Below are 19,589 nucleotides of genomic sequence, written 5' to 3' on the forward strand. Positions count from 1 at the left end.
GGCCAGGCCCTTCTTCGCCTGGATCGCCGTGATCGCCGCCGTCAGCGTCGTCTTGCCGTGGTCGACGTGCCCAATGGTGCCCACGTTGAGATGCGGCTTGTTCCGCTCGAACTTTGCCTTGCCCATGCTGCGATTCCTCTCGTCCGGTGTAGTGTCGCTGCAGCCTTACGGCTTGTGCTTGTTGATGATCTCTTCGGCCTTCGACTTCGGCACTTCCTCGTAATGCGAGAACTCCATGGAGTACACCGCACGGCCCTGTGACATGCTGCGCAGGCGCGTGGAGTACCCGAACATCTCGGAGAGCGGCACGGTGGCGTCGATCACCTGCGCCTCACCGCGCTGCGTCATCCCGCCGATCTTGCCACGACGCGAGCTGAGGTCACCCAGCACGTCGCCCATGTAGCTCTCGGGGCTCACCACCTCGACCTTCATCATCGGCTCGAGGATGATGGCACCGGCGGCGCGGGCGCCGTCCTTGATGGCCATCGACCCGGCGATCTTGAACGCCATTTCGCTGGAGTCCACTTCGTGGTACGAGCCGAACACCAGCTCGACCTTCACGTCGACCATCGGGTAGCCGGCGAGCACGCCACCCTCGAGTGCCTCGCGAATGCCAGCCTCGATCGGCTTGATGTACTCACGCGGGATCACGCCGCCGACGATCTTGTCCTCGAACACGAAGCCCTGACCCTGCTCGGCCGGCATGACGTTGATCACGACGTGACCGAACTGGCCCTTGCCACCCGACTGGCGGACGAACTTTCCTTCAACCTTGTCGACGCGCTTCTTGATCGTCTCGCGATACGCCACCTGCGGCGCACCGACGTTGGCCTCGACCTTGAACTCGCGACGCATGCGGTCCACGAGGATCTCGAGGTGCAGCTCGCCCATGCCGGAGATGATCGTCTGGCTGGTTTCCGGGTTCGATGCGACGCGGAACGTCGGGTCTTCCTCGGCCAGCTTCTGCAGCGCGATCGCCAGCTTGTCCTGGTCGGCCTTCGTCTTCGGCTCGATCGCGACGTCGATGACGGGGTTGGGGAACTTCATCGCCTCGAGGATGATCGGATGCTCCTCGAAGCAGAGCGTGTCACCCGTGCGCGTGTCCTTGAGGCCGATGGCGGCGGCGATGTCGCCGGCACGCACTTCCTCGATTTCCTCACGCTTGTTGGCGTGCATCTGCAGCAGGCGACCGACACGCTCGCGCTTGTCCTTCGTGCTGTTGTAGACGTACGAGCCAGCGGTGAGCACACCCGAGTACACGCGGAAGAACGTCAGCTTCCCGACGAACGGGTCGGTCGCGATCTTGAACGCGAGGCCGGCGAACGGGGCCTCGTCGGTGACCATGCGCTCCTCGAACGTCTCGTCATGGCCGGGCAGGTGCCCCTTGATGGCCGCAACTTCGGTCGGCGCCGGCATGTAGTCGATGACCGCATCCAGCAGCGCCTGCACACCCTTGTTCTTGAAGCTGGCACCGCAGAGGATCGGGATGATCGCGTTGGCGATCGTCGCCTTGCGGATCGCGCGGCGGATCTCCGCCACCGACAGCTCCTCGCCGCCGAGGTAGCGCTCCATCAGCTCCTCGTCATGCTCGACCGACGCCTCGATCACCTCGTGACGGGCCTTCTCGATCGCATCATGGTATTCCGGCGCCGGCTCGACGACGGCGAACGTCTTGCCCATCGTGGAGTCGTCGAACACATACTGCTTGCGCTCGATGACGTCGATGTGGCCGGTGAACAGCTCACCGGAGCCGACGGGCAGCTGGATCGGGTACGACTGCTTGCTGAGGCGGTCGCGGATCATCGCGACGCAGCGCTCGAAGTTGGCACCGACGCGATCCATCTTGTTCGCGAAGATCAGGCGCGGCACGCCATACCGGTCGGCCTGGCGCCACACCGTCTCGGTCTGCGGCTCCACCCCGGCCACCGAGTCCAGCAGCGTCACGGCGCCGTCGAGCACGCGCAGCGACCGCTCGACTTCCACGGTGAAGTCCACGTGACCGGGCGTGTCGATGATGTTGATGCGGTACTCCGGCCCGTCGCCCTTGTCGAAGGCCTGGCCGTGCCGCATCCAGAAGCAGGTCGTCGCGGCCGACGTGATCGTGATGCCGCGCTCCTGCTCCTGCTCCATCCAGTCCATGGTGGCGGCGCCATCATGCACTTCGCCGATCTTGTAGCTCTTGCCCGTGTAGTAGAGAACGCGCTCGGTGGTCGTCGTCTTGCCGGCATCGATGTGCGCCATGATGCCGATGTTGCGGTAATACGTCAGCGGTGTCGTGCGAGCCATGCGCGGGAACCCGTCTCTAGTGAGGCTGGAAAACCAGTTGAGTCCAACAAAAAACCGAATGGATCCAGGCACCCCGATGGGGCCGATATCCATTCGCTGCCGCCGGGTACACGCAGGGAGCGTGGGGACCCATGGCGCGCCGCCCGGAGGCGACGTCTCATTTGTGATGCCGCGGCAGCCTCAGGGCGCCGGCGTCATCGTGGTGCGAGACAGACAGGGGAAATTAGCCGTGAAGGCCCCCAAGTCAATGCCCGACAGGTACATCCGACTCGCATGACGCGGCTCAGCCGCGGAGCACGCGTCCGAGGTGATCCCGCCACCGGCCAGTCCCCGATCCGCCCCGCGACAACAGCGCCGCCCGCGACCGATCCGGCACCGGAATCACCCCCGCCCGACCCGCCGCCCACGGCCAGCGCCCCCCCGGCGCACCCAGGTTCCGCATCGCACGGCGCCACCAGAACCGGGTCCATTTCACCGACGGGCTCGCTGCCGGCGACTGGAACGCGCGCACCACCCACTGCCGCTCCGTCATCCCGACCATCGAGGGCACACCACGCAAGCGACGCCAGGCCTCCGCAGGCACCGGAACCCGACCCAGCAGCGCCGCACTCCAGAGCGCCCATCCGGTCGGGATCCCGGCGTCGATGTTGCTGGCAGCCTCGACGACGTCCGACCAGAATTGCGCATCGGCCACCGGACCACTGCCGAGCTCGTGCATGTCGTGCAAGAGCTGCCACGTGCCGATCTCCCCTTCGTGGCTCCACGCCCAGTGGACCGCCGCATGCACCAGGTGCCAATGCGCCGGCAGCACCCGCACGAGCCGCGCCCCCCACACCGCCTCCACCCCGCGCGCGAGCCAGAGCTCCGCCGGATCCGCGGCGAAGGGATGGCGCGGCGGGAACAGCCCACCGTGCAACTCCAGCCGGGCCTGCCCCCGCCAGCTCATCGGCGCCTCATGGTGGTGCTCGGCATACCCGACCGGCTCGGGCGGCTCGACCCAGCCCGCCTCACGCAACACCGCCCGCGCCCTGGGGTGGTGCTCCGGCGCCACCAGGACGTCCAGGTCCCCCATGCCGCGGAGTGAAAACTCCTCCTCCGCCTGCATCGCCAGTGCGGCCCCCTTCAGCCAGAGCGCCGGCACCCGGGCCGCCGCCAGCGCATCGTGGGCGGCGCCGGCCGCGTCGGCCAGCTCGGCGGCGTGGAACACGGCCACCCGATAGAGCCCCTGCACCGCCCGCGCGACCTCGTCGGGGACGACCCCCGGTGGCGCCGCCGCCAGCAGGCGGTGAAGCTGCGACTCGGCGCGCTCGAACGTCGCCATCTCCAGCAGCGTCTGCCACTGCACGTCACGCCACGGCAGCGTCGCCACCTCTGACACACCGCTGTCCGGCGCCGCGGCCGCCGCCAGCACCCGCGCCGAGGGCGAGAGCAACGCGATCGCGGACGCGGAGGTCAGGGGTGCGAGCATCGGTGGTCAGTACTGCGAGAGCGTGCCCGCGCGGCGGGCATGGCGGAGCGCGAGGTGGAAGCAGGTGCCACCGATCGCCAGGCTCGCCGCCGTCCAGCCGCAGAGCTGCACGAACTCCGGCACCACCGAGGCGAGCGGCGCGTCCAGCAGCATCACCTGCCGTGCCGCACGCAGCGCCGGTGTCGTCGGGACGAAGGCCGCCAGCGGCGCAAACAGCGGCGGCAGCACACGGACCGGGAAGTACACGGTGCCCAGCAGCGCCGAGAACGCGCCGACCGCCTGCGGGATGAAGAGCGACGATCGGACGAGCACGACCAGCGCGCCGGCCACCAGCCCCACCCCGAGGTAGGTGAGGGCCAGTAGCGCGAAGATGACCAGCAGTTCCGGCAACCGCAGCCAGTGTATCGTGCTGGTGGCCCACACCCAGGCGGTGAGCATCAGCACCAGTGCGCGCATCGCCACCCACCCGAACCCGTACAGCGACAATCCCGCCATCAGCGACGGCCAGCGGATCGGCGTGGTCAGCAACTGCTCGAGCGTGCCGGAGTTGATGTAGCTCGACACGAACGACGGGATCGCCGACACCGCCTCGACCACGATGAAGGACGCCACCGAGCCGACGATCAGGTAGGTGAAGTACTCCGTCGACTCGGATGCGATGGCCTTCGCCGCGATCGGCTGCAGCGCGCCGGCCACGAAGTAGACGGGGATCACGGCCACCAGCACCGACACCAGGCTGACGAGGGTGCGGGTGCGGTAGGTGAGCATGCCCAGCGCGTACGCCCGGGCCACGGCGAGCATCCTAGACACGGGCACCCCCGGCACCCGGCGCATCGCCGGCATCGCCACCCGTCGACACCGACTCGAGCAGGTCAGCCAGCGTCATCGGCTGCGGTGCGAACTCCGACACGCGCACGCCGGCCTGCACGAGCGACGCGATGACCTGTGGCGCAGCATCCGCCTGCGCCAGCGTGACCACGAACGTCGCCTGCCCGTCACCCGGCTCCGCCACCACATCCGGTGCCAGGCCCAGCAGGGCACGTGCCGGTGCCTCGTGTGCCGCGTCCACGCGCACGCGCAGCCGGGCGCCGGCGTGCAGCGCCTGCAGGCGCGGGAGGGTGTCGGCCGCGACGACACGACCGCGCACGAGCAGGGCGGCACGATCGCAGAGCTGCAACGCCTCCTCCGTGCTGTGCGTCGCCAGCAGGATCGTGGTGCCGAGTTCGCGGCAGAGCACATCGCGGATGAACAGGCGCAGCTCGCGCGCGGTGACCGGGTCGAGGCTCCGCGTCGGTTCATCGAGCACGAGGATCGGCGGCTGCGTGACGAGTGCCCGCGCCAGCAGCGTGCGCTGGCGCATGCCCGACGAGAAGCTGCCGACCGGCTGGCGGCCGGCGTCCGCGAGGCCCACCAGCTCGAGCGCCCGCTCCACGGCCTCGTCGCGCGCCGCACCGGTGAGTCCGTACAGCGACGCGAAGAGGCGCACGTTCTCGGTGGCACTCACCCGCCAGAACAGCGCGCGTTCGTCGGCGGGCACCACCGCGAGGCGCGTGCGCACGCGCGCCGGATCCGCGAGCGCGTCGATGCCATCCACGTGCACCGTGCCGCGGTCGGGCAGCAGGATGGTGGAGAGCACCTTCAACAGGGTGGTCTTGCCAGCACCGTTCGCACCGACGAGGCCGAAGATCTCGCCACGGGGCACCGTGAGCGTGACGTCGTCGAGGACCGCGCGCGGTGCCGTGCCTGGCGCCCCGCGCAGCCGCCGCAACAGGCCGCGATCGGCGCGGAACGACTTGGTGATTCCGCGCAGGGCCACTGCAGCGTTGGTGGCGTGGCTCATGTGACCGGCGGCCCCGGCAGCCCGTGACCCGCATGCCAGTGCCGGAGCGTCGCCGTCACGTCGCCGAGGCGCGCCAGGTCGCGTGGCACGGCGAGGTCGAACACGGGTGCGGCATGGGCCAGCGCCACGCAGCGCGAGAGTGCCTCGCCCGCCGCCGTGGCGCCGAGCAGCTCGGTGATCTTGCCGTTGGCGAGCAGGGCGAGTGCCGCCGCACGCGTGGGGCGTGGCACGCGCGCCACCGCTGCGTCGGGCGCGGCCGCGCTCAGTACGTAGACGGCGGCGAGCGGTGCATCGTCCGTGGCGAGGGCACCGGGGATGCGCACCTTGCCCCACTCGTCCGGCGCACCGGTCCCGCCGGCGACCTGTCGCGCAGTGCGCTCGTGCAATCGCAGCGGCACGCCGGCCGGCGTGACGTGCACACCATCAGCCGCGTTGCGCAGCACGACCACGTCGTCCGCGACCAGGGCGCAGCCAGCCTGCAGGCAGGCCGCAGCGAGCGTGGACTTTCCCGTGCCTCGCGGCGCCACGAACGCGATCACGCCCGATGCGGTCAGCACGGCGCTCGCATGCACGCACCAGGCGCCCTCGCGATGCAGCAGGAACGGCAGGACCACGCCGATGATGTCGAGTGCCACCGCGGCAGCATCACAGCCGGGTGGTGCATGATGGATGATCGTCTCGCCATCGGGCTGGAGGGTGAATCGGCCGGTGTCGGAGATGGCGATCTCGTCACCGTCCGGAGCGGACGCGAGCGAGACCGTGACGCCATTCGGCCACGCGAGCCGGCCACCCGGGACCGCTGCGGACGAGTGGCCCACCGGCGAGGTCGCGACCGCGGTGGTCGAGAGGGTGCGCAAACGGAACTGCCCATCGCGTCCCTGGGGAGCGATGGGCAGGCCGGGCAGTGCGCGATCCGCGACAAGGATGCCGCCGAAAACACGAACCCGCCCCGGCGCACCGCGCGCGTCAGAGGCGGGACCGGTCACATCAGCTTCGCGTGCCGGGACCCGGACCGTCGTCCGGGAGACAGTCGCAGGACGCCACGGAGCCGTTCACGACGTTCGAGTTCAGCGCGAACGCTCCCAGATTCAGGGACACCTGGGTCAGTTCGCGGAACGTGCCGTACCGTTCGAGCCGGGGACGCTCATACATGAGAAGCCTCTTGGTCATCTGCGAAATAGTGTCGGATTCATGCCACAGAGGCAAGCCCCGTGGCACAACTGTCCCAGTCTCCGACGACCGATTCACCGCAGGGTAACGCCCTGCAGGGGGACGAACGCCCCCCGCAGCGCAGTAGGCTCAGCAATTGGTGTGCCGGCAACTTCAACCCAGGCATGGGCTTCGAAGCCCCCGGGCCCACGCCGGACACCGATCACGACCGCAGCATCTGGTAACCCGCGCCGGGCGACGAGATCCCGGAGGGCACTCGCCCGGACGAGACAGGCCGCGTCACCGGGGGTCCACCGCAGCGCCCGGTCGACGGCGGCGCCCCAGCGCTCCGCGATCCAGCGATCCTGCCGCCCCAGCCTGGCCGCGAGCGGGTCCGCCGTGAGTTCCGGGCCGGGATTCCGTGAATCGACGAGTTCGCCTACTGGCCGGTGTGCCACGGCACGCCTGGCGCGGGCCACTGCCCGCAGCGCCACCCCGACGTCGCAGGCGGCGCGCGCCTTCCGCGCCAGCCAGCGGATCACCCCGCCGAGGTGACCGTGTCCACGACGAGGCCTTCGATCGAGAGATCGGCCAGCAGTTCGCGGACGTGGCAGGTGACGTCGGTACGAGGCGCATCCGGCCATCGGGAGCGCACGGCCGCCACGAGGGAATCCTCGGTGTCGGCGCCGGCGGCAAGAGCCTGCCAGATCACCGTGCCGGTCTCGTTGAGGCCGAAGTAGACCTCGGTGGCCGGATGGACCAGGACACTGCCGTCTGGCAGGGCGCGGGCAACCACGTCGGGGTGCGGAACCGGAAGCGACATCGCTATGGCGGTAGGAATCGGCATCAACTGCCTGACGCGCGAGCGGCCCCGACGAAACGAGGTGGGCCGATCAATGTGCTCCAATCTCGCAGGGTCGGCCCCGAATCGGAACGAGCCGCTACAAATCGGTGACAGGAAACTGGGTACCGGGCTGAACACTTTCCATGGCTGCAGCGACCTGATCAGGGAGAGCGCGCCGGGATCGCGGCGGGGACCCCAGCCACCGGGCGTCCATCCTTCCAGACGTGGCGCACGCGCGAGACGGCGCCGATGTCGCGGGTCGGGTCGCCCTCGACGGCAACGAGGTCGGCCAGCATGCCGGGCGCGATGGTGCCGATCCGGTCGCCGAGGTCGAGCACTTTCGCCGCCGTGGCGGTGGCGGCGACGAGGGCCTGCGTGGGTGTGAGGCCGTACTCCACCATCAGCACGAGCTCGTGCGCATTGGTGCCGTGGGTGAAGACGCCGACATCGCTGCCGTTGCCGATGGTGACGCCTGCGTCGATGGCGGCCTTCACGCTGGCCCGCTTGGACGCGATGCGGGCGGGCTCCGGCGCACTCCCCTTCTTCCAGCCGCCGTACTGCAAGACGGCGTCGCCGGCGGCGATGGTCGGCACCAGCACCACGCCGCGCTCCTTCATGAGGCGGAAGACCTCCGGCGTGCCGTCATCACCGTGCTCGATGGTCTTCACGCCGGCGAGGATCGCGCGCCGCATCCCTTCCGGTGTGGTGGCATGTGCCACGACATGGCGCCCGCTCGATTCCGCGATCTCGACCACCAGCGCGAGCTCGGCCTGCGTGAACGCCGGCCGTGCGGTGCCGTTGGCGCCCCAGCGGTAGTCGGCGTAGACCTTGATCCAGTCGGCGCCGCGCCGGATCTGGTCGCGCACCACGCGCGCGAGCTCCTCCGGCCCGCCGGCCTCCTGCGCGCCCTGCGGCACGTCCACCTCGGGGGCGAAGCCGCTCGGTCCGTAGGTGCCGCGCATGACGATCGCACGCGTGGTCACGATGAGGCGCGGCCCCTCGATGATGCCCTGCTCCACCGCCCGCTTGATCCCCACGTCAGCGTCAGCGGCCCCCTCGGTGCCGAGGTCGCGCAGCGTGGTGAATCCCGCGCGCAGGGTGCGCTGCATCTGCACCGTGGCGCGCGCCACGCTCAGGCCGAGCGATTCCTTCAGCACCTGGTCGTTCCAGGTCGTCTCGTTGTAGGGGTGCAGCAGCACGTGCGAATGGAGCTCGATCATGCCGGGCATCAGCGTCATGCCAGGCATGTCCACGATCACTGCATCGCTGGGGGCCTTCACCGTCGCCGGAGCGCCCACTGCGGTGATGCGGCCGTTCTGCACCAGCACCACTGCGCCATTCACGGGCGCGGCACCGGTGCCGTCGAACACGCGTGCGGGCTTGAGCAGGTAGGTCGGGCCCACCGTTGCCGGTGCGGACTGCGCGGCGCAGATCGCCGGTACACATGCGGCGGCCATCAGTATCACTCGGCGGAATCGCTGCGTCGTCATCGGGATGGCTCTGGATTTCGTGATGGTGGAAGATCGTCGACAGTGTTCACGCGGAAAACGCGGAAAACGCGGAAAAGTCCTGTGCCATGAGCCGGCGGTGTCGATCGCTTCTTGATTGCTTTGCTCAGGAACAGCGCGCGCGCACACGCAGGTCCTCCAGCACTTCTTCACTGCGTGTGATGTAGTGGCCCGTCAGGCTGTAGTGCATTTCCGCGTTTTCCGCGTTCTCCGCGTGAACCTTGTTCTCGATGCCGGATCGACGCAGACGTCAGCGGGAACAGAGGGACGGTCGCGCGCCGGGTGCCGGAGCCGCAGTGCGTGGCCAGACGTTGTCGGCGGGATCGCGGTCGGGGAAGCGGCAGCCGGGATCGAACAGGACCTGCTCGATCGGCCGCTTGCCGAACCTGAGCACCGCATCGAAGGTGCGCTTCCCGCCGAACCAGACATCCACCGGAAACGTCACGACCGCCGTCACGCTGTCGAGCCACACCGATTCCTTCATGGGCGTGATGCGCGGGCCGGTGGGTGCGAAGCGCACGCGCAGCACGACGGGAGATGGCATCTGCCCATCCTGTCGCACCGTGACGATCGTGCTCGCGCCCTGCGTGCGGAGTCCGCTGATGGAGCCGTCGACGCGCTCGGTGGTGAACAGCCATGCGTACCAGAACCAGCCCAGGTCGCGGCCGAGCGCCTTGTTCATGAAGAACATGTAGTCCCACGGCGATGGATGCCGGTACATCCAGGCGATGCCCCATTCCCGGTGCGCGCGCTGCACGGCGGTGTCACCGACGATGCCGCCGAGCATGGAGAGCATCAGCGGTGTCTTGCCGTAGGTGGTGAAGCCGTACGACGGGCCGGCGAAGTTCGCGTTCCACATCATCGGGGGCTCCGCCTCGCTGCCGCTGGTCAGCCCGTACTGCTGGCCGAGGCGGTCGAGGTTCGGCGCGGTTTTCGCGTTGTCGGCGGCGGAGAGGATGTTCATGTACTGGTTGAACCCCTCGTCCATCCAGCCGTACCAGGTCTCGTTGTTGCTGACGACCATCGGCCACCACTGGTGTCCCGTCTCGTGGTCGGCGGCGCCGACGTTGGAGTTGATCACCATCGGGTATTCCATGCCGGCGCTGGGCCCGTCCTGCAGCGTGAGCTGCGGGAACTGGTACGGGAACCAGAGCCGCGAGTAGAACTCGAGGGCATGGCGGGTGACGGGGCCGGCGTTGGCGAAGAGGGGGGCGCGACCTGGCAGGTAGAACATGTGCACCGGCACGGCGCCCCTGCCGGGAATTGTCGCGCGCGTGGCGCGCCACACGAACTTGCGCGCGGTGGCCCAGGCGAAGTCGTTCACGCTGTCGGCGACCATGTGCCAGACGAGGCGGTCACCGGCCGCGGTGGCCTGCCCCGGTCCGACCTCGTCGGGGCCGACGATGGTGATGGTGCTGTCACTCTCCAGCACGTGGGTGAGGCGTGCGCGTGCGGCGGCGGTGAGCACCTGCTCCGGGTTCTGCAGGATGCCGGTGCCGCTCACCAGCCAGCCCGCCGGCACGTCGAGCTTCACGTCGAAGCGGCCGAAGTTGTTGTAGAACTCGCTGGGGCCGAGGTACGACTCTGGATCCCAGCCGCGAAGGTCGTCGTAGACGGCGATGCGCGGGAACCACTGCGTGGGCTGGAAGAGCGAGTCGGCCCAGCGCTGCGTCATGCGGTGCCCCGATCCCGGGCCGCCGGGCAGGGCGTGGTTCCACTCGATGTCGATGGTGGCGCTGGTGCGGGGCTGGATGGCGGTGGCCAGCACGACGCGCGCGAGGGTGGCCTTCAGGTTCACCGCGACCGGCTCGGGCGGTGCCGACCCGCGGGCGGGCGGGGGGGCATCGAGGCGGACCGGCCTGCCGTTGATGCGAATGGCCGTCACGACCATGCCATCGGTGAGCTGGGCCGGCACCCAGGGCAACGCACGCGGGTTGGAGCCGATGAAGTGGTTGGCGTCGAGGCGCAGGGCGAGCTGGGTGAGCGAGTCCGGGCTGGCGTTGTGCAGCGTGATGGTCTCGCGCCCGCTGAGTCGCTGGGCCGGCACGTCGAGGCGTGCCTGGATGACGTAGTCAGTGCGGAGCTGCCAGTACCTCGGGCCGGGTCGTCCGGACGAGTCGCGGGTGCCGGCGGCGTGGGCGGCGCGGATGGCGTCGGTCATCGGGATGTCGCGCCGGATGGCGCGATCGGGCCAGGTGCGGGGACCGGCCTGCGCCGATGCGGCGCCGGCGGCGGCGGCGGCGCAGGTGGCGATGGCGGCCAGGCAGGCCAGCCTGCGGCGTGCAGTCATGAAGCGGGTCATGCGGAACGGTCGAGGGAAGGTGGCGGTGGCGCAAGAGCAATCTGCGCCGCGGGCTCAGCCCATGGCGGCGAGCACACCCGCCACCGCGCGGATACTGCGCTGGACGTCGGCCTCGGAGGTGCGCCAGTTCACCACGCTGATCCGCATGGCGCGCCGCCCCGCCCAGGTGGTGCCGCTGAAGAACGCCTCGCCGGTGGCGTTGACCGCGGCGATCACGGCGTCCGTGCGGCGATCGTGCGCGGGGCCATCGGCGTGCGGTGCCGGATCGCGGAACCGGACCAGCCCCTGGTTCAGCTCCGACACCCAGACCACCTCGGCATGCGCCAGCGTCCCGATGCCGGTGACGAGCGCGCGGCAGTGGTCGCACGATCGGTCGACCAGGTCGGCCACCCCGTGGCGTCCCAGCTCGCGCAGGGCGGCGACGAGCGGGAAGCCGCGGGCGCGCCGCGACCACTCCGGGTTCCAGTCGATCTGGTGTCGCACCGTGGCATCGACCGAGATGTACGAGGCGCTCACGGTCATCGCCGCGCGATGCGCCTCGCGGTCCCGGACGACGGCGATCCCGCAGTCGAACGGCACGTTGAGCCACTTGTGTGCATCGGTGGCCCAGCTGTCCGCCGCCTCGACGCCGGCGAGCAGGTGGCGACGCCTGGCGCTTGCGCGCGCGACCAGCCCGAACGCGCCATCGACGTGCACCCACGCGCCGGCGGCGTGCGCGATGGGGATCAGCGTCGAGAAGTCGTCGAAGGCGGCGATGTTCAGGTCCGCGGCATCGAGCACCACGATCACCGGGCCGGCGACGCGTGCGAGTGCCGCGCGCAGCGTGTCGGGGGCGATGCGCCCCGCGTCATCGGTCGGCAGCGACTCGACATGGCGGGTGCCGATGCCAAGGAAGCGCACCGCCCGATCGATGGAATGGTGACGGTGCTCACTGGTCAGCACGCGCACCTGTGGCGCACCGGCCAGGCCCTCGTGGTGCACGTCCCATCCCGCGCGCTGCAGCACCGCGTGCCGGGCGGCGGCGAGGCAGGTGAAGTGCGCGAGCTGGCAGCCGGTGGTGAACGCGAACGACGCAGTGCGCGGCAGGTCGAGCAGGTCGAGCACCCAGGCGCCCGCGAGTTCCTCGATCATCGCGGCGGCCGGCGCCGTGGTGTGGATGGCCGCGTTCTGGTCCCACGCGGAGGTGAGCCAGTCGGCCGCGAGCGCTGCGGGGAGCGCGCCGCCCATGACCCAGGCGAAGAAGCGCCCGCCGGCGGAGCCGTGCAGCCCGCCCTCGGTCATGGCGACGAGGTCGTCGATCACGGCCGCGGCCTCGGTGCCGTGCGCGGGCAGCGGCATCGACATGCGGGCGCGGAGGTCTGCGGCGGACACGGTCGCGCCGACGGGGCGCGTGTCGTAGGCCGAGAGCCAGGCCTTGCTGGCGGCGATGGCGCGGTCGAGGGCGGCGAGTTCGGCGGGCGGGATCACGAGCGGTGTGGCGGGAGTGGTGGGGTGCCGGGTAGCGATGTACGAAGATGCGCGCTCGTCCTCGTTCTCGCCTCCCGTTTTCGGTGCCGTGCGAGGGTGGCGGGGGTGACTCTGTCCCCTTTGCGCGGTCGGGACTCAGAGTCGTTTGCGGTGTTCGGTGCCGTGCGAGGGTGGTGGGGGTGACTCTGTCCCCTTTGCGCGGTCGCGACTCAGAGTCGTTTGCGGTGCAGAGTCGTTTGCGGTGCGATGGTGGCGGGGTGACTCTGTCCCCTTTGCGCGGTCGTGACTCAGAGTCGTTTGCGGTGCAGACTCGTTTGCGGTGGGTGGGGGCGGGGACCTGGAACCCGCGGTTCGAGATCCCCGTCCCCTTGAACGCCCAGACGCGCGGGTGACCGGCGCCCCCAACGCAGAACGCCCCCCGGAGTGACCGGGAGGCGTTCTGGTGACAGCGGATGGCGATGACTACCAGCGGTAGTGCGCGAAGGCCTTGTTGGCCTCGGCCATGCGGTGCGTGTCTTCCTTCTTCTTGATCGCGTTGCCTTCGCCCTTGCTCGCGGCGATGACTTCGGCGGCAAGGCGCTCGGGCATCGACTTCTCGTTGCGGTCGCGCGAGTAGCTGATCAGCCAGCGCATCGCGAGCGCCGTGCGGCGGTCGGGACGGACTTCCACCGGCACCTGGTAGGTGGCCCCACCGACGCGGCGGCTCTTCACTTCCACCACCGGCTTCAGGTTCGTGAGCGCCTGCTTGAAGATGTTCACGCCCGGCTGGCTGGTGCGAGCTTCGACCAGGTCCATGGCGGCGTAGAAGATCTTCTCTGACGTGGCCTTGCGGCCCTGCAGCATCAGGTTGTTGATGAACTTGCTGACAGTCTGGCTGTCGTAGCGGGCATCAGGCAGGATGATGCGCTTGACGGACTTCTTGCGGCGGCTCACTTCTTCTTGCCTCCCTTACCGGCCGCGGCGGCCTGGCCCGGCTTCGGCTTCTTGGTGCCGTACTTGGAACGGCTCTGGTTGCGGCCGTTCACGCCGGAGGCGTCGAGCGAACCGCGCACGATATGGTAGCGCACACCCGGCAGGTCCTTCACGCGGCCACCGCGCACGAGCACGATCGAGTGCTCCTGCAGGTTGTGGCCCTCGCCCGGGATGTAGGCGATGACTTCGATCTGGTTGGTGAGCCGAACCTTGGCGACCTTGCGGAGCGCGGAGTTCGGCTTCTTCGGCGTCGTCGTGTACACGCGCGTGCAGACGCCACGCTTGAACGGGTTCGACTTGAGCGCCGGCGACTTGCTGTTCTCCACCACGTCCTTGCGGGACCGGCGGACGAGCTGATTGATAGTAGGCATTGCCTCTGAGTGTTCGGACCCCGACATCTACGTGGATCGCTCCCCGGGGCGGGGGCGGCACGGAACAGACCTGACAACCTAGCCGAAGCGGTGGGCCCGGTCAACGCTGCGACGCCGCCGCCGGGCCAAACCCGACATCGGGCGCCTCGTCCACGGGGGCAACGCCCGCCTGGCCATCGCGGGCCCCGCCCCTGGACCCCTGCGGCCCCGGGAGATGCGGCGCCGACTCCCGCGTGCGGCGGCGCGGCCGCCGGGCCGGCGATCCGATCGACAACGCCTTCCGTATCAATGACTTACGCGCCTGCGCGCTGCCGCCATCCGGGCCCAGTCAACCGACCGCGACGTCCGCCGCACGCCACCGCCAGATCAGACGAACAAAAGACCTGCACATCGCTCAAGTACCACCCAGGTGAGCCGATGCTCATGAGAAGCGTTAACGCGCTCCCATCCAGAAGCCGGCCGCCCACCCGAGAGTTTCTTGAGCGAACCCCATCCCCGCACGGCGAGCCCGTCCAGCGTCCGGCACCTGACCCGCAGCTACGTGCTCGGCCTGGGACTCGTGGCAGCCATCGCGATCGGCACCGCCGCGCTGCTGCTCGGGGTGGCGCAGCAGGCGGCCACCGCCGGCCCGGCGGAACTGCCCCTCCTCGCCCGCCAGCTCGGCCGCATCGCCCTCGGTTTCTGCCTCACCCTGCTCGCCGTGCTCGCGCTCGAGGCACTGTTCGTCTTCCGCCCCGCCACGCGCGCCATCAGCACCCTGCTCCAGGACCAGGATGCGGTGAAGGCCGAGCTCTACGGCAAGGCCGAGGAGATGTACCAGAACTCCGTGCAGCAGGAGATGCAGAACGATGTCCTGCACGCGCAGCAGCAGACGCTGCTCGACCAGCAGGAGGAGCTGATGGCGCAGCAGGCGACGCTCATCGAGCAACGTGACCACCTCGAGGAACGCACCAGCGAACTCTCGCGGCTGACCGCCATCCTCGATGCCACACCGGATGCCGTGGCGGTGTTCGCGCTGACGGGCGAGGTGCTGTATGCGAACGCCGCCGCCGAGCTCCAGCTGCTCTCCGCACGACGCCGCGACTGGACGCACGCCGCGCACCTGTTCACGTCCGACTCGGTCCGCCAGCTCCGCGATGTCGGGTTCCCGCGCGCGATCCGCCGCGGCCTCTGGCAGGGTGAGGCACAGCTGCGCAGCCGCGGCGGGCCACAGCGCACCGTGGTGCAGACGCTGCTCGCCCATCGCGGTGCCGACGGCCGCGTGGCGACCATCTCGGCGATGCTGCAGGACGTGACGGAGGCGCGCATGGTCGCGCGCGAGCTTGAGACGCTCTCGGTGGTCGCGCAGCAGAGCGACCACGCGATCTCCACCACCGATGGCGCCGGCTTCATCACCTGGGTCAACCCCGCCTGGGAACGCCTCACCGGCTACACGCTGGACGAGGCCATGGGACGCCGGCCGGGCGACATGCTCCAGGGCACGCACACCAACACCGAGACGGTGGCGCAGATGCGCCACGCACTGGCGCGCGGCACGAGCTTCAGTGGCGAGCTGCTGAACTACCGCAAGGACGGCTCACCGTTCTGGATCGAGATGAGCATCACGCCGTCGCTGGATGCCAAGCGGCAGATCACCGGCTTCGTCGGGCTCTCACGCGACGTCACGGTGCGCCGAAACGCCGAGCGCGAACGGCAGCAGCTCGCGGCGGCGGTGGCGGTGACGGCGGACGGCATCGCGATCACTGGCGTGAGCGGGGCGCTGGAGTTCGTGAACCATGCCTTCGCGCGGATGCATGGCTACCGGCCCTCGGAACTCCTGCAGACGCCCTGGGCCAGCCTGTATGAACCCACGGAGGCGCAGCGCCTGGTGCGCGAGGCGATCCCGGAAGTCACGCAGGTGGGATTCTGGCAGGGCGAGGTGAGGGGGCGCACGCGCGACGGCACCTGCTACCCGGAGGAGCTCTCGCTCACGCTGCTGCCCCATGGGGGCCTGGTGTCGGTGTCCCGCGACATCTCGGACCGCAAGGCGGCCGAGGAGCGGCTCCTCCACCTGTCGGTGCGCGATGAGCTCACGTCGCTCTACAACCGGCGCGGCTTCATCGCGCAGGCCGACGCGATGCTGCGGCTGGCGACGCGTCAGGGCGTGCCGTGTGCACTGCTCTACGGCGACCTGGACGCCTTCAAGGCGGTGAACGACGGCTACGGGCATGATGCCGGTGACGACGCGCTGCAGGTGGTGGCCGGGATCCTCACCACGACCTTCCGCGAGACCGACCTGGTAGCCCGCCTTGGCGGCGACGAATTCACGATCCTCGCGATCGACGTGCAACCCTGCGACGTGGCGATGCTGGTGGATCGTGTCGATGACGGCGTGGACCGCAGCAATGCCGCCCGTGCGCACGACCCGGCCACCTCGTGGACGCTCGGCATCAGCCTCGGCGTGGCGTACTTCGATCCCGCCTCACCGCAGACAGTGGATGCGTTGCTGCGCACTGCCGACGAGGCGCAGTACGAGCGGAAGCGCCAGCGGAAGGGGGGCGCGGATCAGCCCCCCGCAACGGGAACCCGCAATGCGCGTGTGACCGCCGTGTAGAGCTCCTCGGCGCGGAACGGCTTCTGGACGAACCCGACCGGCTCCATGCCGACGAAGTGTGCAGCCACCTCACGCTCGCGATAGCCGCTGGTGAGCAGCACACGCACCTGCGGATCGCGCTTGCGCAGCTCGGCCATCGTGGAGGCGCCGCCGAGGCGCGGCATCGTCAGGTCGAGCAGAACAAGCGAGAAGGACTCGCCCGAGTCGGCGAACCGCTCGATCCCCTCGACACCATCCTCGGCAACGACGACACGGAAGCCGCGTCGCTCCAGCAGGCGGCGTGCGACGACGCGCACCGTCTCGTCATCGTCGATCACGAGGATGGCACCACCGGTCGCGGCGGCGCCGCCGGGGTCACGGCGTTCCGTCCGCCCACCCGGGCGCGCGGCATCGCTGGTCGGGAGGAGCACGCGGAAGGTGGCCCCCTGCCCCGGTGCAGTGGTGATGGTGATCCCGCCGTGGTGCCCGCGCACGATGCCGAGGGTGGCGGCGAGGCCGAGGCCACGACCGGTGAACTTGGTCGTGAAGAACGGCTCGAAGATGCGCGCGAGGGTGTCCGCACTCATCCCCACCCCGGTGTCCTGCACCTCGACGAAGGCATAGTCGCCGGGTTCCATCGCCTCGCCGAGGTAGGTGTGCTGCACCGTCCCGGGCTCGACGACCTGGCGGCCGGTGGCGACGCGGATGCGCCCGCCGTCGTCGCCGAGGGCGTCAGAGGCGTTGGTGATCAGGTTCATCACGACCTGGCGCAGCTGCGTGGCGTCCGCCTCGACCAGCGGCAGCATCGGCTCCAGTGCGAACTCGATGACCGCCTGCTTCGAGAGCACGGTGCGCAGCAGTGACCCCATCTCGGCGACGAGGTCGGAGAGGTCCACCGGCTCGACGACGAACTGTCCGCGCCCCGAGTAGGCGAGCATCTGGCGGGTGAGGTCGGAGGCGCGCTGCGCGGCGCGCTCGATGTCCGCCACGGGACCGTAGGCGGGCGAGTCGCGCGGCAGGTCGAGGAGCGCCAGGCTCGCGTTCCCCAGCACGCCGACGAGCAGGTTGTTGAAGTCGTGCGCGATGCCACCCGCCAGCACCTCGAGCGACTCGAGCTTCTGGGCATGGAGCATCTTCTGCTCGAGCTGCCGGCTGGCCTCACCGGCGAGGCGCGCCTCGGTGACGTCGTCGATGGTCCCGACGCGGCCGACGATCGTGCCCGACTCGTCGCGGATGGCCGCGCTGTGGGCGAGCACCCACCGCTGCAGGCCGTCGGCCATCACGATGCGGAACTCGCCGCGATAGTCACCGCCGCCCGACTGTCCCAGCCAGGCGCGGGCCTCGGCGCTGTCGTCGTCGTGCACGCGCGACATGAAGCCCTGCGTGAGCAGCGTCGCCTCGCGCAGTTCCCAGAGCTGCTGGAGCCGGGGGTTGGCGTAGGTGCAGTTGCCGGCGGCGTCGGTGAGGAAGATCCCGATGGGCGCCGCCTCGCCGAGGGCGCGGAACCGCGCCTCGCTCTCGCGGAGGGCCGTGAGAGCCACCTCGCGGTCAGTGACGTCCTTGGCGACCATGACGGCGCCGGCGGGATTGCCGGCGCTGTCACGCAGGGCGCCGAAGCTGATCTCGTACGCCTGCAGCGTCTCGGGCGTGGTGCCGAAGATCGCGAACTGGGTCGCGGCGGTGCCCTGCACGGCGCGCGTCCACATGTCCAGCGCGGCGGTGCGCTGCTCCGTCGGCAGCGTGGACAGCCGTTCGGCGAGCGAGTCGCCGACGGCGATCGGGACGCCCCACAGCGAGGCGAAGTCGGCCTTGGCGTGCTCGTTCATGGCCACGACACGCAGCTCCTTGTCCACGCCGACGACGCGGTCCGGGCTGTAGCGGATCACGGCATCGAGCCGCTCGGTGAGCTCCGCCAGGGCCGCACGGTCCCGGATCAGGTCCGTGACGTCGTTCATGAGCGACACCGCCCCGAAGTTCCGGCCCTCTCGGTCCCGCAGTGCGCCGTAACGGATCTCGTAGATGCGCGCCTCCTTCCCATCGGCGCCCAGCTCGCGGTGCAGCGTGAACTCCTCGCCGCGGACTGCCCGCTCCCACCGCCGCACCGCCTCGGCGCGCGCCTCGGGATGCCCGTCGAGCGCGGTGCGCAGGTTGTCGCCGACGGCGATCGACCGGCCGAAGACGCGCTGGAACTCGGACGCGTAGCTGCGGTTGAGGGCGAGCACGTTGAGGTCCACGTCGAGGGCGATCACGAGCTGCGGCGCGCCATCGATGATCGCGTCGGTGCGCATGGTCGCCTGCACACCGGCGACGGCCTGCGCATGTGCCTCCGTGATGTCGGCGAGGAACACCGCCACACCGTCGGGCGCCGGGGTGACCGTGGCCGCGTACCAGCGGGTGGCATCGGGACCGGCCACCTCGAACGACTCGGGCGCACCCGCCGCGATCGCGCGCCCCGCGGCGCTGCGGATGGCCTCGGCCAGTCGCGGCGGGACGAGCTCGCCGAGCGGGCGGTGCTGCACCACGGTGCCGGGCGCGGCCGCGAGCAGTCTCGTGGCGGCGGCGTTGGCGAACTGTACCCGCGACCCGTTGCTGTCGAGCACGAGCACCGCGTGCGGTGAGAGCTCGAGCAGGCTCGACGCAAGCGCGGGGTCTGCCGGGTTCGGTCGTGTGGCCATTGCGCCCTGGTCGAAGACATCGGCAGTGAACGGCGAAAAGTCGGGCCTGCGGGAGAACATGTAAAGCAGCCCCGTGCGCAGGCGTGGGTCGCCGACGCAGCGGACGACCCCCGGGGGGTGCGGGCCCGGCAGCAC

General features: G+C 70.0%; 16 protein-coding genes. 1 reads left to right on the forward strand and 15 read right to left on the reverse strand.

The window, feature by feature from the left end; all coding sequences use genetic code 11:
* The 14 genes from tuf to IT355_20240 form a co-directional block, all read right to left on the reverse strand.
* Positions 1-126 (reverse strand): elongation factor Tu (gene tuf / locus IT355_20175; protein MCC7055599.1); only part of this gene is annotated, 126 nt, incomplete at its 3' end.
* A 39-nt stretch (positions 127-165) separates the two neighbouring features.
* Positions 166-2,286: an elongation factor G gene (gene fusA, locus IT355_20180; GenBank protein MCC7055600.1), complete on the reverse strand. Its 2,121-nt coding sequence runs from the start codon at positions 2,284-2,286 to the stop codon at positions 166-168.
* Positions 2,287-2,569: 283 nt separating this feature from the next.
* Complete coding sequence (locus tag IT355_20185; GenBank protein ID MCC7055601.1) at positions 2,570-3,754, reverse strand: nucleotidyltransferase family protein; 1,185 nt, start codon at positions 3,752-3,754, stop codon at positions 2,570-2,572.
* A 6-nt stretch (positions 3,755-3,760) separates the two neighbouring features.
* Positions 3,761-4,564 carry an ABC transporter permease gene (locus IT355_20190; GenBank protein ID MCC7055602.1) on the reverse strand — a complete coding sequence of 268 codons (804 nt, stop codon included), beginning with the start codon at positions 4,562-4,564 and terminating at the stop codon, positions 3,761-3,763.
* On the reverse strand, positions 4,557-5,594 hold the full coding sequence (locus IT355_20195; protein MCC7055603.1) for an ABC transporter ATP-binding protein: 1,038 nt from the start codon (positions 5,592-5,594) through the stop codon (positions 4,557-4,559). The genes IT355_20190 and IT355_20195 overlap by 8 nt, the downstream gene beginning before the upstream one ends.
* A complete protein-coding gene (locus tag IT355_20200) occupies positions 5,591-6,451 on the reverse strand; it encodes a hypothetical protein (protein ID MCC7055604.1) in 861 nt (286 codons plus the stop codon). The genes IT355_20195 and IT355_20200 overlap by 4 nt, the downstream gene beginning before the upstream one ends.
* 130 nt (positions 6,452-6,581) lie before the next feature.
* Positions 6,582-6,764 carry a lasso RiPP family leader peptide-containing protein gene (locus tag IT355_20205; GenBank protein MCC7055605.1) on the reverse strand — a complete coding sequence of 61 codons (183 nt, stop codon included), beginning with the start codon at positions 6,762-6,764 and terminating at the stop codon, positions 6,582-6,584.
* 74 nt (positions 6,765-6,838) lie between these two features.
* Positions 6,839-7,285, reverse strand: a complete 447-nt coding sequence (locus IT355_20210; protein MCC7055606.1) for a lasso peptide biosynthesis B2 protein — start codon at positions 7,283-7,285, stop codon at positions 6,839-6,841.
* Complete coding sequence (locus IT355_20215; GenBank protein MCC7055607.1) at positions 7,282-7,566, reverse strand: PqqD family protein; 285 nt, start codon at positions 7,564-7,566, stop codon at positions 7,282-7,284. The genes IT355_20210 and IT355_20215 overlap by 4 nt, the downstream gene beginning before the upstream one ends.
* A gap of 182 nt (positions 7,567-7,748) precedes the next feature.
* Positions 7,749-9,044 (reverse strand): amidohydrolase family protein, encoded by a 1,296-nt coding sequence (locus IT355_20220; protein MCC7055608.1) that lies wholly within the window; start codon positions 9,042-9,044, stop codon positions 7,749-7,751.
* 301 nt (positions 9,045-9,345) lie between these two features.
* The gene (locus IT355_20225; GenBank protein ID MCC7055609.1) at positions 9,346-11,397 is read right to left on the reverse strand and encodes a M1 family metallopeptidase; all 2,052 of its coding nucleotides are present in this window, start codon (positions 11,395-11,397) and stop codon (positions 9,346-9,348) included.
* A 54-nt stretch (positions 11,398-11,451) separates the two neighbouring features.
* Positions 11,452-12,864 carry an aspartate aminotransferase family protein gene (locus IT355_20230; GenBank protein MCC7055610.1) on the reverse strand — a complete coding sequence of 471 codons (1,413 nt, stop codon included), beginning with the start codon at positions 12,862-12,864 and terminating at the stop codon, positions 11,452-11,454.
* Positions 12,865-13,326: 462 nt separating this feature from the next.
* Positions 13,327-13,797 (reverse strand): 30S ribosomal protein S7, encoded by a 471-nt coding sequence (gene rpsG / locus IT355_20235; GenBank protein MCC7055611.1) that lies wholly within the window; start codon positions 13,795-13,797, stop codon positions 13,327-13,329.
* Positions 13,794-14,207, reverse strand: a complete 414-nt coding sequence (locus IT355_20240; GenBank protein MCC7055612.1) for a 30S ribosomal protein S12 — start codon at positions 14,205-14,207, stop codon at positions 13,794-13,796. Before IT355_20240 ends, rpsG begins: the two co-directional genes overlap by 4 nt.
* Before the next feature lie 478 nt (positions 14,208-14,685).
* Here IT355_20240 and IT355_20245 point away from each other — a divergent pair, with 478 nt between their 5' ends.
* On the forward strand, positions 14,686-16,800 hold the full coding sequence (locus IT355_20245) for a PAS domain S-box protein (protein MCC7055613.1): 2,115 nt from the start codon (positions 14,686-14,688) through the stop codon (positions 16,798-16,800).
* Here the strand turns inward: IT355_20245 and IT355_20250 are convergent.
* Complete coding sequence (locus tag IT355_20250; protein MCC7055614.1) at positions 16,752-19,514, reverse strand: PAS domain-containing protein; 2,763 nt, start codon at positions 19,512-19,514, stop codon at positions 16,752-16,754. The two genes, IT355_20245 and IT355_20250, sit on opposite strands and share 49 nt — an antisense overlap.
* Between the last annotated feature and the right edge of the window lie 75 nt (positions 19,515-19,589).

Source organism: Gemmatimonadaceae bacterium (genome assembly GCA_020851035.1).
In the GTDB taxonomy this organism is placed as follows: Bacteria; Gemmatimonadota; Gemmatimonadetes; order Gemmatimonadales; family Gemmatimonadaceae; genus JACMLX01.

Bases quoted from the DNA above. Each gene is read 5' to 3' on its own strand.
- fusA (MCC7055600.1), bottom strand. From the start codon at position 2,286: ATGGCTCGCACGACACCGCTGACGTATTACCGCAACATCGGCATCATG.
- IT355_20185 (MCC7055601.1), bottom strand. From the start codon at position 3,754: ATGCTCGCACCCCTGACCTCCGCGTCCGCGATCGCGTTGCTCTCGCCC.
- IT355_20195 (MCC7055603.1), bottom strand. From the start codon at position 5,594: ATGAGCCACGCCACCAACGCTGCAGTGGCCCTGCGCGGAATCACCAAG.
- IT355_20205 (MCC7055605.1), bottom strand. From the start codon at position 6,764: ATGACCAAGAGGCTTCTCATGTATGAGCGTCCCCGGCTCGAACGGTAC.
- IT355_20215 (MCC7055607.1), bottom strand. From the start codon at position 7,566: ATGTCGCTTCCGGTTCCGCACCCCGACGTGGTTGCCCGCGCCCTGCCA.
- IT355_20220 (MCC7055608.1), bottom strand. From the start codon at position 9,044: ATGGCCGCCGCATGTGTACCGGCGATCTGCGCCGCGCAGTCCGCACCG.
- IT355_20225 (MCC7055609.1), bottom strand. From the start codon at position 11,397: ATGACCCGCTTCATGACTGCACGCCGCAGGCTGGCCTGCCTGGCCGCC.
- IT355_20240 (MCC7055612.1), bottom strand. From the start codon at position 14,207: ATGCCTACTATCAATCAGCTCGTCCGCCGGTCCCGCAAGGACGTGGTG.
- IT355_20250 (MCC7055614.1), bottom strand. From the start codon at position 19,514: ATGTTCTCCCGCAGGCCCGACTTTTCGCCGTTCACTGCCGATGTCTTC.